The organism is Pikeienuella sp., from assembly GCF_046290545.1.
Classification (GTDB): domain Bacteria; phylum Pseudomonadota; class Alphaproteobacteria; order Rhodobacterales; family Rhodobacteraceae; genus Pikeienuella.
Genome location: NZ_JBKAGV010000016.1, coordinates 97,521 through 112,292 on the forward strand (window position 1 = coordinate 97,521; position 14,772 = coordinate 112,292).

Annotated in this window: 13 protein-coding genes; 6 read left to right on the forward strand and 7 right to left on the reverse strand. The window is 67.5% G+C overall.

Annotated features, from left to right (window positions below; genetic code table 11):
• The 5 genes from ACE37J_RS15670 to ACE37J_RS15690 form a co-directional block, all read right to left on the reverse strand.
• On the reverse strand, positions 1–963 hold the full coding sequence (locus ACE37J_RS15670) for a carbon-nitrogen hydrolase family protein (RefSeq protein WP_409712590.1): 963 nt from the start codon (positions 961–963) through the stop codon (positions 1–3).
• A gap of 72 nt (positions 964–1,035) precedes the next feature.
• The gene (locus ACE37J_RS15675) at positions 1,036–1,443 is read right to left on the reverse strand and encodes a universal stress protein (protein ID WP_409712592.1); all 408 of its coding nucleotides are present in this window, start codon (positions 1,441–1,443) and stop codon (positions 1,036–1,038) included.
• Positions 1,444–1,455: 12 nt separating this feature from the next.
• A complete protein-coding gene (locus tag ACE37J_RS15680) occupies positions 1,456–4,185 on the reverse strand; it encodes a TRAP transporter permease (protein WP_409712594.1) in 2,730 nt (909 codons plus the stop codon).
• A 92-nt stretch (positions 4,186–4,277) separates the two neighbouring features.
• Positions 4,278–5,243 (reverse strand): TAXI family TRAP transporter solute-binding subunit, encoded by a 966-nt coding sequence (locus ACE37J_RS15685; RefSeq protein WP_409712595.1) that lies wholly within the window; start codon positions 5,241–5,243, stop codon positions 4,278–4,280.
• A gap of 122 nt (positions 5,244–5,365) precedes the next feature.
• A complete protein-coding gene (locus ACE37J_RS15690; RefSeq protein WP_409712596.1) occupies positions 5,366–6,685 on the reverse strand; it encodes an aspartate aminotransferase family protein in 1,320 nt (439 codons plus the stop codon).
• 295 nt (positions 6,686–6,980) lie between these two features.
• On the opposite strand from ACE37J_RS15690, the gene ACE37J_RS15695 reads away from it, so the two are divergent.
• The 4 genes from ACE37J_RS15695 to ACE37J_RS15710 all read left to right on the forward strand — a co-directional run bounded on the left by ACE37J_RS15695 (position 6,981) and on the right by ACE37J_RS15710 (position 10,713).
• Complete coding sequence (locus ACE37J_RS15695; RefSeq protein ID WP_409712597.1) at positions 6,981–7,790, forward strand: DUF433 domain-containing protein; 810 nt, start codon at positions 6,981–6,983, stop codon at positions 7,788–7,790.
• Complete coding sequence (locus tag ACE37J_RS15700) at positions 7,787–8,212, forward strand: hypothetical protein (RefSeq protein WP_409712598.1); 426 nt, start codon at positions 7,787–7,789, stop codon at positions 8,210–8,212. Before ACE37J_RS15695 ends, ACE37J_RS15700 begins: the two co-directional genes overlap by 4 nt.
• 549 nt (positions 8,213–8,761) lie before the next feature.
• Entirely contained in the window at positions 8,762–9,886 is a 1,125-nt protein-coding gene (locus ACE37J_RS15705; protein ID WP_409712599.1) for a PQQ-dependent sugar dehydrogenase, read from the forward strand.
• Between the two features lie 62 nt (positions 9,887–9,948).
• Positions 9,949–10,713, forward strand: a complete 765-nt coding sequence (locus ACE37J_RS15710) for a hypothetical protein (RefSeq protein WP_409712601.1) — start codon at positions 9,949–9,951, stop codon at positions 10,711–10,713.
• On the opposite strand, the gene ACE37J_RS15715 is transcribed toward ACE37J_RS15710, so the two are convergent.
• Both ACE37J_RS15715 and ACE37J_RS15720 read right to left on the reverse strand, forming a co-directional pair.
• Positions 10,710–11,279, reverse strand: coding sequence for a PAS domain-containing protein (locus tag ACE37J_RS15715; protein WP_409712602.1), 570 nt, complete (start codon positions 11,277–11,279; stop codon positions 10,710–10,712). The two genes, ACE37J_RS15710 and ACE37J_RS15715, sit on opposite strands and share 4 nt — an antisense overlap.
• A gap of 64 nt (positions 11,280–11,343) precedes the next feature.
• Entirely contained in the window at positions 11,344–11,757 is a 414-nt protein-coding gene (locus tag ACE37J_RS15720; RefSeq protein WP_409712604.1) for a DUF1489 family protein, read from the reverse strand.
• Between the two features lie 55 nt (positions 11,758–11,812).
• Between ACE37J_RS15720 and ACE37J_RS15725 the strand changes: the two genes are divergently transcribed.
• Together ACE37J_RS15725 and ACE37J_RS15730 are read left to right on the forward strand one after the other, a co-directional pair.
• A complete protein-coding gene (locus ACE37J_RS15725) occupies positions 11,813–14,104 on the forward strand; it encodes an adenosylcobalamin-dependent ribonucleoside-diphosphate reductase (protein WP_409712606.1) in 2,292 nt (763 codons plus the stop codon).
• A 49-nt stretch (positions 14,105–14,153) separates the two neighbouring features.
• A complete protein-coding gene (locus tag ACE37J_RS15730; protein ID WP_409712608.1) occupies positions 14,154–14,714 on the forward strand; it encodes a hypothetical protein in 561 nt (186 codons plus the stop codon).
• Positions 14,715–14,772: the final 58 nt, after the last annotated feature.

A 14,772-nucleotide genomic window follows, 5' to 3' on the forward strand; every position in this document is an offset into this window, starting at 1 on the left:
CTATCCCTGGCCGCCCTTCAGGAGGGCGAGCGGGGTCAGCGGCGCGACCGGCGCCTCGTAGGCGTTGAGCGGCGCGCGCGGGTCGGGCGGCGCCATGCCGGCGCGCGAACCCTTCTGCGGGAGTTCGAGCGGCCCGAGCGTGTGGAGCCAGGCGTCGGCGCCGGAGGCCCGGTCATAGATCGGGAAATCGGCGGAGCGGTCCCGCCAGCTCTTCAGCACCTGCCCGAGCCCCTTGAGCCCGGTCTCGCGCTGGCGGCGCACGAGGTCGAAATCGACCTCGATGGGGAACATGTCCTCCTGCCCCGCGGATTGATGCAGGACCGTCGCCGCCGGATCGACGACGAGCGAGCGCCCGACGCCGCCGGCGGCCAGCCCGTTCACGTCGAAGACATAGCACTGGAACTGCGCCGCCGTGGCGCGCGCGATGGCGATCTCCGCGTCCCGGTCCGTCGTCCCGGTCAGCACCGGATGCAGCAGCACCTCGACGCCCTGCGCCGTCAGGTGGCGCGTCGTCTCCGGGAACCAGATGTCATAGCAGATCGAGAGCCCGAACCGCCCCGCGCCCGGCACGTCGAAGACGCAGAACTCGGTCCCGGCGTCCACATTCGCCTCATAGGGCCGGAACGGAAACATCTTCGCATATTTCGCGACGATCTCGCCCTCGGGGTTGATGACGACGGAGGTGTTGCGGATGCGTCCGTCCTCCAGCTTCTCGAACATCGAGCCGGGGATGAGCCAGATCCCGTGCCGCCGCGCGTCATGCTGGAACTGGTCGATCACGTCGTTCGGGAAAGGCTGGGCGAAGCGGTCCAGCGGGCCATAGGGCGCAAGCTCGGAAAAGAGCGCCATCTGCACCCAGGGAAAGCGGGCCATCAGCACGTCGATGCGGTGGCGCATCGCCTCCACGTTGGAATGGAGGGCCGCAACGTGCATCTGCACGCCGGCGATGGCGAAAGGGGTCATTCTCGGTCCGGCTCCTGTCTCGGTCTCGGTTCGTCGATTATGACCATTCGCAGATGCGGCGCCAGCCCGGCTTCAGCGGATCACGAGAACGGGGATCGGGGAGTGCCGCACCACCCGTTCCGCGTGGCTGCCGATGAAGAAGGAGCGGAGCTCGCTCGGCTTGTGCGACGCCATGACGATCAGGTCGGCCCCGATGCGGCTCGCGGCGTCGAGGATCGCGCGGTCGATATCCCCGAAGGCGACATGCGCGGCCGCCCCCGGCGCGCGCTCCGCCCCGAAGGCGTCGAGCCGCGCCTTCAGCCCGGCCCGCGCCTTCGCCTCGAAATCCGGCGGAAAGTAGGAAGAGACGGCGGATTCGCCGAAATCCGGCGCGACGCTCAGAAGATGCAGCGCGCCGCCGAAGCCGAGCGCCGCCGGCAGCGCCTTCTCCCAGGAGGCGTCATGGCCGAGGTCCACCGGCAAAAGGATCGTGGAGAACATCTTCGCCTCCTCTCAGGCCGTGGCGGGCGCGGGCGCGGCTCCGGCGCGCCGACGCTGCATGAGGACGACCAGCGCGAGCAGCGCCAGCGCCGGGATGAACATGAAATATTTCGAAGGCTGCGGCGCCGGGGCGAGGACGCGGGTGATCTGCTGGTCCCAGTCGAGCCCCGCCTCCTGCGCCTTCGAGCCGAAGGCGACATTGTCGATCGTCGTCGTCTCGCCGTCGATGATGTATTCGAGCCCGGCGGCGGTGAGCCGGTCCGCCCCCGTCGCGCCCTCGCCGAGCGGCAGGAGCGCGGTGAAGGTCACCGGGTCGCCGACGGCGTTCAGCCCGTTCACCTCCAGCCGAAGCTCCGCGCCGGGCGGCGCATTCCCCGCCGCCGCCTCGATCTCGGCCGGCGCGCTCTCCGTGAAGGGCGGGGCGACCATGTCCATCCAGTATCCCGGCCGGAACAGCGTGAAGGCGATGAGGAGGAGGGCGACCGTCTCGTGAATCCGGTTCCGCGCAAGGAACCAGCCCTGCGTCGCCGCCGCGAAGAGCAGCATCGCCGTCGTCGCGACAAGGAAGACGAATATCCCCTGCGCCCATGTCACGTCGATCAGCAGGAGCTCCGTGTTGAAGACGAAGAGGAACGGCAGCGCCGCCGTCCTCAGCGAATAGAAGAAGGCGACGACGCCGGTGCGGATCGGGTCCCCGCCCGAAACCGCCGCCGCCGCGAAGCTGGCGAGGCCGACGGGCGGCGTCACATCCGCCATGATCCCGAAATAGAAGACGAAGAGATGAACCGCGATCAGCGGCACGATCAGCCCGTTCTGCTGCCCGAGCGTCACGATCACCGGCGCGAGCAGGGCCGAGACGACGATGTAGTTCGCCGTCGTCGGCAGCCCCATGCCGAGGATGAGGGAGAGTACGGCGGTCAGCAGCAGGATCGCCATGATGTTCCCGCCGGAGAGAACCTCCACCACGTCGGCGAGGGAGGAGCCGACGCCCGTCTGGCTCACCGCGCCGACGATGATCCCGGCCGTCGCCGTGGCGATGCCGATGCCGATCATGTTCCGCGCCCCGGCGATCAATCCCTCGATCAGGTCGCGGACGCCCTGCGCCACGTCCTTCGCGAAATCGCTCTCCCCGCGGAAGATCGCCATGAGCGGGCGCTGCGTGACGAGGATGAAGATCATGTAGGAAGCCGCCCAGAAGGCGGAGAGCCCCGGCGAGAGCCGGTCCACCATCAGCGCCCAGACGAGGACGATGACGGGCAGGAGGAAATGGAGGCCCGAGCGGATCGTCGGCCCCGGCAGCGGCAGCGTCTGCACCGGCGCGTTCGGATCGTCGAGCTTCAGCGGCGCCTCCCGCGAGGCGACCCAGAGCAGCCCGGCATAGGCCGCCGTCAGCAGCGCGAAGACGACATATCCGGCGGCGGCCCCGAAGGCGGGCCGCATCCATCCCATGCCGTAATAGACCCCGAAGGAGAGCGCGCAGATGAGCGCGACCGTGAAGGCGATCCCGATCAGCCGCTGCACGATGGGCTTGGGCTCATAGGCCCGCGGCAGCCCCTGCATCCCCGCCTTCATGGCTTCGAGATGCACGATGTAGACGAGCGCGATGTAGGAGATCGTCGCCGGCAGGAAGGCGTGCTTCACCACGTCGAAATACGGGATGCCGACATATTCGACCATGAGGAACGCCGCGGCCCCCATGACCGGCGGCATGATCTGCCCGTTGACGGAGGACGCGACCTCGACAGCCCCGGCCTTCTCCGAGGAGAACCCGACCTTCTTCATCAGCGGGATGGTGAAGGTCCCGGTCGTCACGACGTTCGCGATGGAGGAGCCGGAGATCAGGCCCGTCATTGCGGAGGAAACGACGGCGGCCTTCGCGGGCCCGCCGCGCATGTGCCCCATCAGCGAAAACGCCACCTGGATGAAGTAGTTGCCGGCCCCCGCCTTGTCCAGGAGCGAGCCAAAAAGCACGAAGAGGAAGACGAAGGAGGTGGAGACGCCGAGCGCGATGCCGAAAACGCCCTCCGTCGTGATCCACTGGTGGTTCACGACCTCGGAAAGCGAGTTGCCCTTGTGCGCGATGATCCCCGGCATCAGCGGCCCGAGGAACGTATAGGCGAGGAAGACGGAGGCGACGATCATCAGCGCCGGGCCGAGCGCGCGGCGCGTGGCTTCGAGAAGAACGAACAGGCCGATCACCGCGACGATGAAGTCCTGCTGGATCGGCGCGCCGACGCGCTTCGCGATCTCGTTGTAATAGACAAAGATGTAGAGCGAGGCCGCCGCGCCGATCAGCGCGAGCGCCCATTCCCAGGGGGGAATCCGGTCCCGCGGGGAGCCGAGCAGGATCATCACGATCAGGAGCCCGGCGACGACCGGAATCCACCAGGTCTCCGTCCCCTCCTTCGCGCCGAACATGAAGAGGAAGGCGAGCAGCGCCGGAACGCCGAGCCCCAGCACGAGCTGCGCCGGCGTCCGCGCCGCCGGATAGGCGGCGAAGGCGAGGAAGAGCGCGAAGGCGAGGTGGAAGGCGCGGGCGTCGGTGTCGTTGAAGACGCCGAACCCGACCATGAAGGGGATGGGCGAGGCGATCCAGAGCTGGAAGAGCGACCAGGCGAGCGCGACGGCGAGGATCAGCCAGCCCGCGGGCCCTGTCGGATTGCGCCCGCCCGTGTCGGAGGACGCGACGAGTTCGTCGAGCTCCGCCTGGCTTAGGCCCTGGCCCGCGCTCTTCTCGTTCATGGGATGCTCCTGTCGGATGCGCGCCCGTGCCTGGTGCGGCGGGTCATTTCTTGGCCGGGCCCCGCAAGGCCCGGCGCGTCGTCAGGCGCGGCTCACATCCAGCCGCGCTCCTTGTAGTACTTCTCCGCGCCCGGATGGAGCGGGGCGGAGAGGCCGCCGGAGATCATCTCGGCCTCGGTCAGGTTCGCGAAGGCCGGGTGCAGGCCCTTGAACCGCTCGAAGTTTTCGAAGACGGCCTTCACGACCGTATAGACCACGTCGTCCGCCACATCCGCGGAGGTGACGAAGGTCGCCTTCACGCCGAAGGTCTCCACGTCCGCATCCGTTCCCGCATACATCCCGCCGGGGATCGTCGCCTTGGCGTAGAAGGAGTTGTCCGCGACGAGCTTGTCGACGCCCGCGCCGGTCACGGGGATGAGCTTCGCCTCGACGGTGGAGGTCGCCTCCTGGATCGAGCCGTTCGGGTGGCCGACCGTGTAGATGATCGCATCCACCTTGTTGTCGCCGAGCGCGGCGGACTGTTCCGCCGGCTTCAGCTCGGAGGCGAGGGCGAAATCGTCCATTGACCAGCCGAGCGCCTCCAGCACCACCTCCATCGTCGCCCGCTGGCCGGAGCCCGGGTTGCCGACATTGACGCGCTTGCCCTTCAGGTCGTCGAAGGACGAAACCCCGCTGTCCGCCCGCGCCACCACGGTGAACGGCTCCGGATGGACGGAGAAGACGGCGCGGAGATTGTCGAACTTGTTGTCGCCCGAGAAATCCTTGGAGCCGTTATAGGCGTGGAACTGCCAGTCGGACTGGGCGACGCCCATGTCCATGTCCCCGGCCTTGATCGCGTTGATGTTGGCGATGGAGCCGCCGGTGGAGGGGGCGGTGCACTTCAGGTTGTGATCCGCCGTGCCGCGGTTCACGAGCCGGCAGATCGACTGCCCGACGACGTAGTAGACGCCAGTCTGCCCGCCCGTCCCGATGGTGATGAACCGCTCCTGCGCAATCGCGCCGCCCGTGGCGAAGGTCAGCGCCGTCGCTGCGGCTGCGGTGAGATTCATGAGCTTCATAGGCTTCTCCCGTTATCGGTTTCTTGGGATACCGCCCGCCCCGCGAGCCGGGGCGTGACGCGAATTCTTAACAAAAGCCTAGGCCGATGTGCAGAAAGACGCAACCGCCGCGCGAATCCGGCTCAGATCGCGGCGTCGATCGCCCCGGCGAGGCGGTCGACGAGCATGTCCAGCTCGTCCTCGGAGATGATGAATGGCGGCGCCAGAAGGACATGGTCGCCCGTCCGCCCGTCGATGGTCCCGGCCATCGGATAGCAGATCAGCCCCGCCTCGAAGGCCGCGGCCTTCACCTTCGCGGCGACCTTGCGCGAAGGGTCGAAGGGCGCCTTCGTCTCCCGGTCCGCCACCAGCTCGACCCCGCGGAAGAGGCCGCGCCCGCGGAGATCGCCGACATGCGGATGCTGGCCGAGCCGCGCCTCCAGCCGCGCCGCCAGCGCCTCCCCCATCGCGGCGGAGCGGGCGACAAGCCCGCGCGCCTTCAGCGCCTTCAGGACCGCGAGCCCCGCCGCCGTCGCCGCCGGATGGCCGATATAGGTATGCCCGTGCTGGAAGAAGCCGGAGCCGCCCTCGATGGCCTCATAGATCGCGCCCGAGCAGAGCATGGCGCCGATCGGCTGATACCCCGCCCCGAGCCCCTTCGCGATGCAGAGGATGTCGGGCGCCACGCCGTCCTGCTCGCAGGCGAAGAGCGAGCCGGTGCGCCCCATCCCGCACATCACCTCGTCGAGGATGAGGAGCACGCCATAGCGGTCGCAAATCTCCCGGATGCGGCGGAAATAGCCGGGAACGGCGGGCACGGCCCCCGCCGTCGCGCCCACCACGGGCTCCGCCATGAAGGCCATCACGCTCTCCGGCCCGAGCCGGAGGATCTCCGCCTCCAGCGCGTCGGCGGCGCGGCGGCCATACTCCTCCGCGCTCTCGTCGTCCCGCCGCAGGCGATATTCATAGCAGGGCTCGATATGGGAGACGTCGAGGAGGAGCGGCCCGAACTGCGCCCGCCGCCATTCGTTCCCCCCGGCGGAAAGCGCGCCGATCGTGTTGCCGTGATAGCTCTGCTTCCGGGCGATGAGCCGCCCGCGCTGCGGCTGGCCGGTCTCGACGAAATATTGCCGCGCGAGCTTGATCGCCGCCTCCGTCGCCTCCGACCCGCCGGAGACGAAATAGACCCGGTCGAGCCCCGCCGGCGCCTCCGCGATCAGAAGGTCCGCCAGCGCCTCCGCCGGCTCCGAGGTGAAGAAGCCTGTATGCGCGAAGGCCAGCCGGTCCAGCTGGTCCTTCACCGCCGCGATCACCTCCCGGTCCCCGTGCCCGAGGCAGGAGACGGCGGCCCCCCCCGACCCGTCGAGATAACGCCTGCCCGCCGCATCGACCAGCCAGCACCCCTCCCCGCCCACGGCGACGGGCGGGGCCGATTTCGTGTGTCGCGGAAAGACATGGGACATGACGCGCTCCTCCTCGGCCCAGCCTGGCCGCGAGTTCCCGGAAGGGCGTTCGCCCGGACGAAAGGCGAAGGGCCGCCCGGCGCGAAGTGTGGTCCTGATCGGTTGAATCCGTCAAGCGGGGGGGGAACAGTGGGGCTTCCGGCTCCGGATGTTGGGCGGGAACTGCCTTGGGCCAGGTCCCGCGGGAGCGTTTGGATGGGAAGGAGGGCGCGAGGCGGCGGCAAGCCTGACTGCGGTCTGGCGGGCGAGTCGCGACGGGGTGCCGACGTGTTGCGCGGAGGGATGGCGGTGAGGGGTGGATGAATTCGCCCTATGGCGGCTGACAGCACAAAATGATAGCACACTGCACCTGCGTCGGGGATTTCTCCCTTTTGTTCTGTTTATGGCCTCCGGAAAAGGGCTGAAGGGTCTGGTCATGGGCAATGAGCGGTCGATCGACTGGCGTTCTGCGATAAGAGCAGGTGTATACCCTGTTGCATTTACCGCGAAAATGGCAGGGCTGCCTGCATCGACGGTTACTTCATGGTTCCGAAAGACAGGCGGTGGCCGTCTGCCTCCGGCGATTTTGACGCCGTTCGACGAAATGGACGGCCCACTACTTGTGCCCTTTCTGGGGCTCGTAGAAGCACGTTTCGTGGCTCATTTCCGTATGCATGGCCTCTCGCTGCAAACCATTCGAAAGGTCGCGGGCAAACTTCGTGCCGATTACCACTTCGATCATCCTTTCGCTAAGGGCCGATTCAGGACGGACGGAAAAAATGTAATGATGGAGTTTGCTGCAGATGACGGCGAGCGTCGACTACTGGACATTATGACAGATGAGCTTGCGTTCCCATCGGTAGTTGAGCCATCGCTCTTTGACACCGTTGTTTATATCGAGGATGTTGCAGCAACTCTGCATCCGCTTGGTGAATTTCCTCGCGTAGTTATCGATCCGCGCTTTGCTTTCGGCCGTCCTGTTGTTGAGAACGGACATGTGCCAACAGAGACGCTAGCGGCTGCTTTCCTTGCCGAGGGCAATGTAGAAGCCGTAGCAGACTGGCATGGGACCGATGTTGAATCAGTTACGCAGGCAATAGGTTTTGAACAGAGAATAGCAGCGTGAAAATAAAATTTGATGAAAACATCTCTGAGCACATAGTTTATGCGCTCCGTTCATTGGAGCGAGAACCATCAATCGAGATTCGCTCCGTCAAGGAAGACTACGGGGCTGGCCTTGATGATCCGGCATGGATGTTTCAATTTCGGGACGAAGGCGGGACCGCGATGATCTCAGGCGATCATCGTATCCTACAAAAACCAGTCAATCTTCGTGCGTATACTGAATCTGGTCTGATTTCTATTTGGCCGCCTACCGGTTGGCCTGAATTGAAACGTTGGGGTCAGGCAGCATTAATATGTCGATGGTGGCCCGCAATTAAGGCGAGGATTGCTTCTTCTGCATCGGGCCAACGCTGGAGACTTCCGATGCAATGGACGCCATCGAGTGAAGCATTCAAGGAACTACGTGACCCCCGGATAGACTAGAATCTTTTCGCTCTGGTTCATTCTCATCTTTCGCTCGGGTCCTTCAGACAGGCCCCCAGATTAAACCGTTGCACTCGACCTTCAGAGCGCGCTTTCCGATCAGTTTCAGCGTCGCCCTCTTGGAACTGCCCCCCACCCCAACCGCCCCTGCCCATCCACCACCCTCCCCCTTGCGCCCATCACCTCCCCCAAACCCAAAGCACAACGCCCCCATCCCGCCCCGTCGCCCCCCTTCGCGAACGAAGGCCATCATCCCGTCCCTCGCGGCCCCCCCGCCCGCCAGCCAGCGCCCGCGGCCCGCCCCCCCCCCCGCCAACCTCCCCAACCGCCACCCCCGGCGGCGAGCGCGCTCCGGCGCAACCCTCCCGCCAACGCGGCCGGGTCGTCGCGTCGAGATCGGGCCGCGGAGCCTCACGCAGCGCCCGCGCGCCGCACACACTTTTCGATTACGTCTAAAAAACAAACACGTAACCCCATGCTCCCCGTCGCCGCACACCCCGCCCCCGCCCCCGTCTTGCCCCTCCGCTCCTCCGGCCCCATCTCCCGCGCATGAGACACGCCCTGATCCTTCTCGCCGCCCTCCTCCCCCTCCCGGCCGCCGCCGAGACCTTCGAGACCTCGGCCGGCCCGGTGGAGGTCACGGAGGCCGTCCCCGGCCTCGACCAGCCCTGGGGCTTCGCCTTCCTCCCCGATTTCGCGGAGACCGGGGCGATCCTCATCACGGAGAAGCCGGGCGCCCTCCGCCTCTGGGAAAACGGCCGCCTCTCCCCCCCGCTCGAAGGCGCCCCGGAGGTGCGGGACAGCGGGCAGGGCGGGCTGCTGGACGTGGCGCTGGCGCATGACTTCGCGGAGAGCGGGGTGGTCTTCCTCTCCTATGCCGGGGCGGACGGCGTCTTTTCCGGCCGCACCGAGGTCGCCCGCGCCCGCCTCGTCCGCGGGCCGGAGCCGCTTCTGGAGGATCTGACCGTGATCTTCCGCATGGAGCCCTCCGGCGCCGGCGGCCGCCATTTCGGCTCCCGCATCGTGCCGATGCCGGACGGCTCCCTCTTCGTCACCCTCGGGGACCGGGGCGACGACGAGCAGGCGCAGAACCTCGCCGCCCATCACGGCTCCGTCCTCCGCATCATGGCGGACGGCTCCCCATACCCCGGCAACCCCTTCCTCGGGCGGGAGGACGCGCAGCCCGAAATCTGGTCATACGGCCACCGCAACCCGCAGGGCGCCGCGCTCGACGAGGCGGGAAGGCTCTGGACGGTGGAGCACGGCGCCCGCGGCGGCGACGAAATCAACCGGCCCGAGGCGGGGGTGAACCACGGCTGGCCCGTCATCTCCTATGGCCGGCAATATTCCGGCGGCAAGATCGGCGAGGGAACGGCGAAGGAGGGCATGGCCCAGCCCGTCTTCTACTGGGACCCGTCCATCGCCCCCTCCGGCCTCGCGATCTATCGCGGCGATCTCTTCCCCGGCTGGAAGGGCGATCTCTTCGTCGGCGCGCTGAAGGATCAGCTCCTCTCCCGCCTCGAGCGGGAGGGAGACGAGATCGTCGGGGAGGAACGGCTCTTCGCCGATGTCTTCGGCCGCATCCGCGACGTCCGCGAGGCGCCGGACGGTTCGATCTGGTTCGCGACGGACGACAGCCCCGGCGCGCTCTGGCGCATGGCCCCCGCCCCATAGCTTCCCCCCTCCGCCCTCTCGTGCTAGCCAAGCCCGAAGGAAAGAGCCTGGGGGAAATGCCGATGGCCACATACGCGCAGATGGTCGCCCAAGACCTCGTCGAGGGGCGGCCCTTCCGCCCGATGGAGGATCAGGGCGCGCCCATCGAAGCCGGCTACGCCGCGCAGTTCGAGATGGCGCCGATCGTCGCCGCCGCGAAGGGCGGAATCGGCGGGCGGAAGATCGGCTGGAACCTCCCCGCGCTGATGGAGAAGATGGGGGTGAAGGCCCCCATCGTCGGCCATGTCTTCGCGGACGATATCTGCCGCGGCGACGCGAACCTGAAGCTGGCCGATTTCCGGAACTTCATGATGGAGCCCGAAATCTGCGCCATCCTCGCCGTCGACCTCGCGCCGAGAGCGGGGGGCTGGACGCGGGAAAGCGCGGCGGAGGCCGTCGCCCGCTTCACCGTCGCCTTCGAGCTGCTGGACCGGCGCGACGGCTCGCCCGCCCACCCCGCCTCCGTCGTCGCCAACAACATCTTCAACGCCGGCCTCTGCTATGACGTGGAGAACGGCCTCCGGCCCGAGGCGCTGGACCCGGCCGCGCTCCGCACCGTGGTGGAGCATGACGGCGAGGTGATCCTCGACGCGAAGGGCGCCGCCCCGCAGCATCCGCTCGACGCCGTGGCCTTCATGGCCAACCTCTTCAACGCCCACGGCGTGACGCCGAAGGCCGGAGAGGTCCTCCTCTGCGGCTCGCACATGCCGCTCCACCCGGTCGATCATCCGGGGCGGTTCACCATGCGGATCGAAGGATTGGGCGAGGTCTGCTTCAAGCTGGGCTAGAGCGCCTGCCCGCCAAGCTGCGCCCGCTGCACATAGGTCTGCACCAGCATCCGCACCGCGTCGGAGCGCATCCGGTAGGTCTCGATCCCGATTTCCGCCGCGCCGGTTCGCCGCGTCAGCCCCTCCCGCGCTCCGGCGAGGAGCGCCATGCGCCGCTCCGCGGACCGCGCCGCCTCCGCCGCGCGCAGGTCGAATTCCTGCTGGCTGCCGACGAGCAGAACCCGTCCGCGGCCGGTGCGGATCGGCGTGATCGACAGGAAATTGTGGAACGGCGAGCCATCCTTCCGGTAGTTGAGGAGGCAGACTTCCGCCGGCTTGCCTTCGCCGAGCGAAGCGGAAAGGCGGGCGACCTCATCCCTGTCCGTCCCCTCCCCCTGCAGGAAGCGGCAGTTCCGCCCCTCCGCCTCCTCCGCCTTGTAACCCGTCAGCGCCTCGAAATGCGGGTTGGCGTATAGGATCGGGCAATCCTCCGCCGCCGGGTCCGCGAGGGTGACGGCGACGGGCCAGGAGGAGAGCTGCGCTGTCACCATGTCGAGCATGTTCCGCTCCGTGGAAGTGGCGTTCATTATCTTGAACGCGCGTCACGAAAAAGCAAACCGCCCGTACGGAAGGGTGAGGAAGCGTTAACGGTCAGACAACCCCGATCTCCGCCAGCGCGCGGCGGATCTCCTCCGGAAGCGAATCGGAGGGATCGAACGCGCCCGCATCCGCCGGCGCCTCCGCCGCCTCGAGATAGCGCCAGCCCTGAAAGGGGCGGCGCGGCGCAGGGCGGGTGCGGACAAGCCGCCGGTCCAGCACGATTGCGCAGCGCGCGACCCCGTCCGCCCCCGTCACCGGCTCCAGCCCGATGATCCGCTGGCGGCAGAGCAGTGCGCCCTTCATCGCCCAGTAGAGCGAGCCGCCCGCCAGAATCTCCTCCGCCCGCTTTGGCCGCGTGCGGGTCACATGGATGACGCCGCCCCACTGGTCGGGGCGGCTTTCCTGCCAGGCGAAAAGATCCTCGGGGCCATCGGCGCCGACGCAAAGTTTCTGTAGATGGAGCACGCTTGCCGAACCGCCTCTCTGTTCTTATTATGTTCGGCCCGACGGGAGATCACGGATGACAGCCTTCGCCGCCCCCATCGCCGAGCAGATCTGGGACATGAAATACCGGCTGAAAACGCCGGAGGGAACGCCCGTGGACGAGACGGTGGCGGACACATGGTCGCGAATCGCCCGCGCCCTCGCCGCGGCGGAGGCGGAGCCGGCGAAATGGGAGCCGGAATTCCGCGCCGCGCTGGAAGGATTCCGCTTCCTCCCCGCCGGCCGGATCGTCGCCGGCGCCGGCGCGGCGCGGGACGTGACGCTCTTCAACTGCTTCGTCATGGGCAAGGTGCCGGACACGATGGCCGGCATCTTCGACGCGCTGAAGGAAGCCGCGCTGACGATGCAGCAGGGCGGCGGCATCGGCTACGACTTCTCCACGCTCCGCCCGAAGGGCGCGCCGGTGAAGGGCGTGGGGGCGGACGCCTCCGGCCCCCTCTCCTTCATGGACGTGTGGGATGCGATGTGCCGCACCATCATGTCCGCCGGCTCCCGCCGCGGCGCGATGATGGCGGTGATGCGCTGCGACCATCCGGACATCGAGGCCTTCATCGACGCGAAGCGGGACCCTGCGCGCCTTCGCATGTTCAACCTCTCCGTCCTGGCGACGGACGATTTCATGGACGCGGTGAAGGCCGACCTGCCCTGGGATCTCGTCTTCGGCGGCCGCGTCTTCCGCACCCTGCCCGCCCGCGCCTTGTGGGACCGGATCATGCGCGCGACCTATGACGTGGCCGAGCCCGGCGTGATCTTCATCGACCGGATCAACCGGCGGAACCCCCTCAATTATGTCGAGACGATCGCGGCGACGAACCCGTGCGGGGAGCAGCCGCTGCCGCCCTACGGCGCCTGCCTCCTCGGCTCGGTGAACCTCGCGGCGCTGGTCAAGGCGCCGTTCGAGGCCGATGCGCGGCTCGACGAGGCGGCGCTCGCCCGCCTTGTCGCCACAGCCGTGCGGATGATGGACAACGTGGTGGACGTCTCCCGCTTTCCGCTGCCGCAGCAGGAGGAAGAGGCGCGGGCGAAGCGGCGGATCGGCCTCGGCGTCACCGGCCTTGCGGATGCGCTGGCGATGGTCGGCCTCCGCTACGGGAGCGAGGAAGCGGCGGCGGAGACGGGGCGCTGGATGAAGGCGATCCAGCGCGAGGCCTTCCTCGCATCTGCGCGCCTCGCCGCGGAGAAGGGGCCCTTCCCCCTCTTCGACCGGGAGAAATACCTCGCCACGGAAACAATCTCCGCCCTCGACGAGGACGTGAAGGCGGAGATCGCGGCGCATGGCGTCCGCAACGCGCTCCTCACCTCCATCGCGCCGACGGGCACGATCTCCCTCCTCGCCGGCAACGTCTCCTCCGGCATCGAACCCGTCTTCGCCCTTTCCTACACCCGCAAGGTGCTGCTGCCGGATGGCGGGCGGCGGGAGGAGCTGGTGGAGGATTTCGCCGTCCGCCTCTGGCGGGAGAAGAACGGCGCCGCCCCCCTGCCCGATCACTTCGTCACCGCGCAGGAGCTGACGCCGGAAGAGCATGTGCGGATGCAGGCCGCCGCGCAGCCCTATGTCGAAAGCTCGATCTCCAAGACGATCAACTGCCCCGCCGACATCGCCTTCGAGGATTTCCAGGCCGTCTATCGCCTCGCCTATGAGAGCGGGCTGAAGGGCTGCACGACCTACCGGCCCAACGAGGTGACGGGCTCCGTCCTCTCCGTCGAGGCGCCGGCCGCCGAGAAGGTGGAGGCGGTGGCGGAGAGCGAGGCGCCGACCCCGCATGCGACGGGCGAGGTCGTCTACATGTCCCGCCCGCTCGACCGGCCGGAAAGCCTCGACGGCGCGACCTACAAGCTGAAATGGCCGGAAAGCGAGCACGCCATCTACATCACCATCAACGACGTGGTGATCGGCGGGCGGCGGCGGCCCTTCGAGGTCTTCATCAACTCGAAGAACATGGAGCATTTCGCCTGGACGGTCGCGCTGACGCGGATGATCTCCGCCGTCTTCCGCCGCGGCGGGGACGTGAGCTTCGTCGTCGAGGAGCTGAAGGCGGTGTTCGACCCGCGCGGCGGCGCCTGGATGGAGGGCCGCTACGTCCCCTCCATCCTCGCGGCCATCGGCGGCGTGATCGAGCGGCATCTGGTGGAGACCGGCTTCATCGCCGGGGAGGGGCTCGGCCTGAAGGCCGACCCGGAGGCGCAGCGCCTCGCTGTGGGCGACCGCCCCGCCGGCCCCGCCTGCCCCGCCTGCGGCGCGCGGGGGATGCGCATGGTCGAAGGGTGCATGACCTGCGGGAGCTGCGGGCATTCGAAATGCGGGTGAAAGAACGCTTCTGATTGACCGATCTTGATTTCGGAGCCGGAGGCGTTCCTTGGGACATTTCGAAGCCATCCAGGACATTGCGCAATGGCTACACGAGAAGTCCTCCGGCACGTCGCCCTTCTCCAGCTATGAAACCAGAGGCCTCCCGCCTTCGCTGGTCGAGCTTGTGCGAGACTATCAGGACGAAGGGCTTGCGGCTGACGTCGCGCTTGTTCGCAGTGGTGGGAAAGCGTCGAGCCGCCTCCGGCGGCTCGAGAAACTTGTCGCCTCTTCATCGGACGCGCCACGCTACTACATCTATCGCGGTCTCCGGCTGGATGGAGTCGTGGTGGATATGCGGTCCATACTCGAAGAACCGACGATCAACAGCTGGAGCCTGTTCCCGGGTGTTGCGCTCGCGATAGCCCGCGCCCACGGCTCGGGAGAATGCGTGATCGTCAGGGATCGACTGGCGCCGGGAAGCGCCGCCTTCTACGTCGACGACTACGAACACGAGGTCTTGAGGCCTGCGCTCTCGGTCGAAACCCGTTGCGTCGCCAGATCATTGGTGAACCTTCAAGGCGACAGTGTTATGGTGTCGGTGTGCGATGTCGAAAAGCGGCTGCGGTGATCATGGCGGTTCGAACGCTCGAAGACGTATTCGGGCCCTATCTCAGAGGTGGCGGAAA

What these genes read in the sequence shown, in the direction of transcription:
- ACE37J_RS15685 (WP_409712595.1), bottom strand. Translation starts at nt 5,243, where the DNA reads ATGAAGCTCATGAATCTCACCGCAGCCGCAGCGACGGCGCTGACCTTC.
- ACE37J_RS15715 (WP_409712602.1), bottom strand. Translation starts at nt 11,279, where the DNA reads ATGAACGCCACTTCCACGGAGCGGAACATGCTCGACATGGTGACAGCG.
- ACE37J_RS15690 (WP_409712596.1), bottom strand. Translation starts at nt 6,685, where the DNA reads ATGTCCCATGTCTTTCCGCGACACACGAAATCGGCCCCGCCCGTCGCC.
- ACE37J_RS15725 (WP_409712606.1), top strand. Translation starts at nt 11,813, where the DNA reads ATGACAGCCTTCGCCGCCCCCATCGCCGAGCAGATCTGGGACATGAAA.
- ACE37J_RS15710 (WP_409712601.1), top strand. Translation starts at nt 9,949, where the DNA reads ATGGCCACATACGCGCAGATGGTCGCCCAAGACCTCGTCGAGGGGCGG.
- ACE37J_RS15680 (WP_409712594.1), bottom strand. Translation starts at nt 4,185, where the DNA reads ATGAACGAGAAGAGCGCGGGCCAGGGCCTAAGCCAGGCGGAGCTCGAC.
- ACE37J_RS15705 (WP_409712599.1), top strand. Translation starts at nt 8,762, where the DNA reads ATGAGACACGCCCTGATCCTTCTCGCCGCCCTCCTCCCCCTCCCGGCC.
- ACE37J_RS15675 (WP_409712592.1), bottom strand. Translation starts at nt 1,443, where the DNA reads ATGTTCTCCACGATCCTTTTGCCGGTGGACCTCGGCCATGACGCCTCC.
- ACE37J_RS15670 (WP_409712590.1), bottom strand. Translation starts at nt 963, where the DNA reads ATGACCCCTTTCGCCATCGCCGGCGTGCAGATGCACGTTGCGGCCCTC.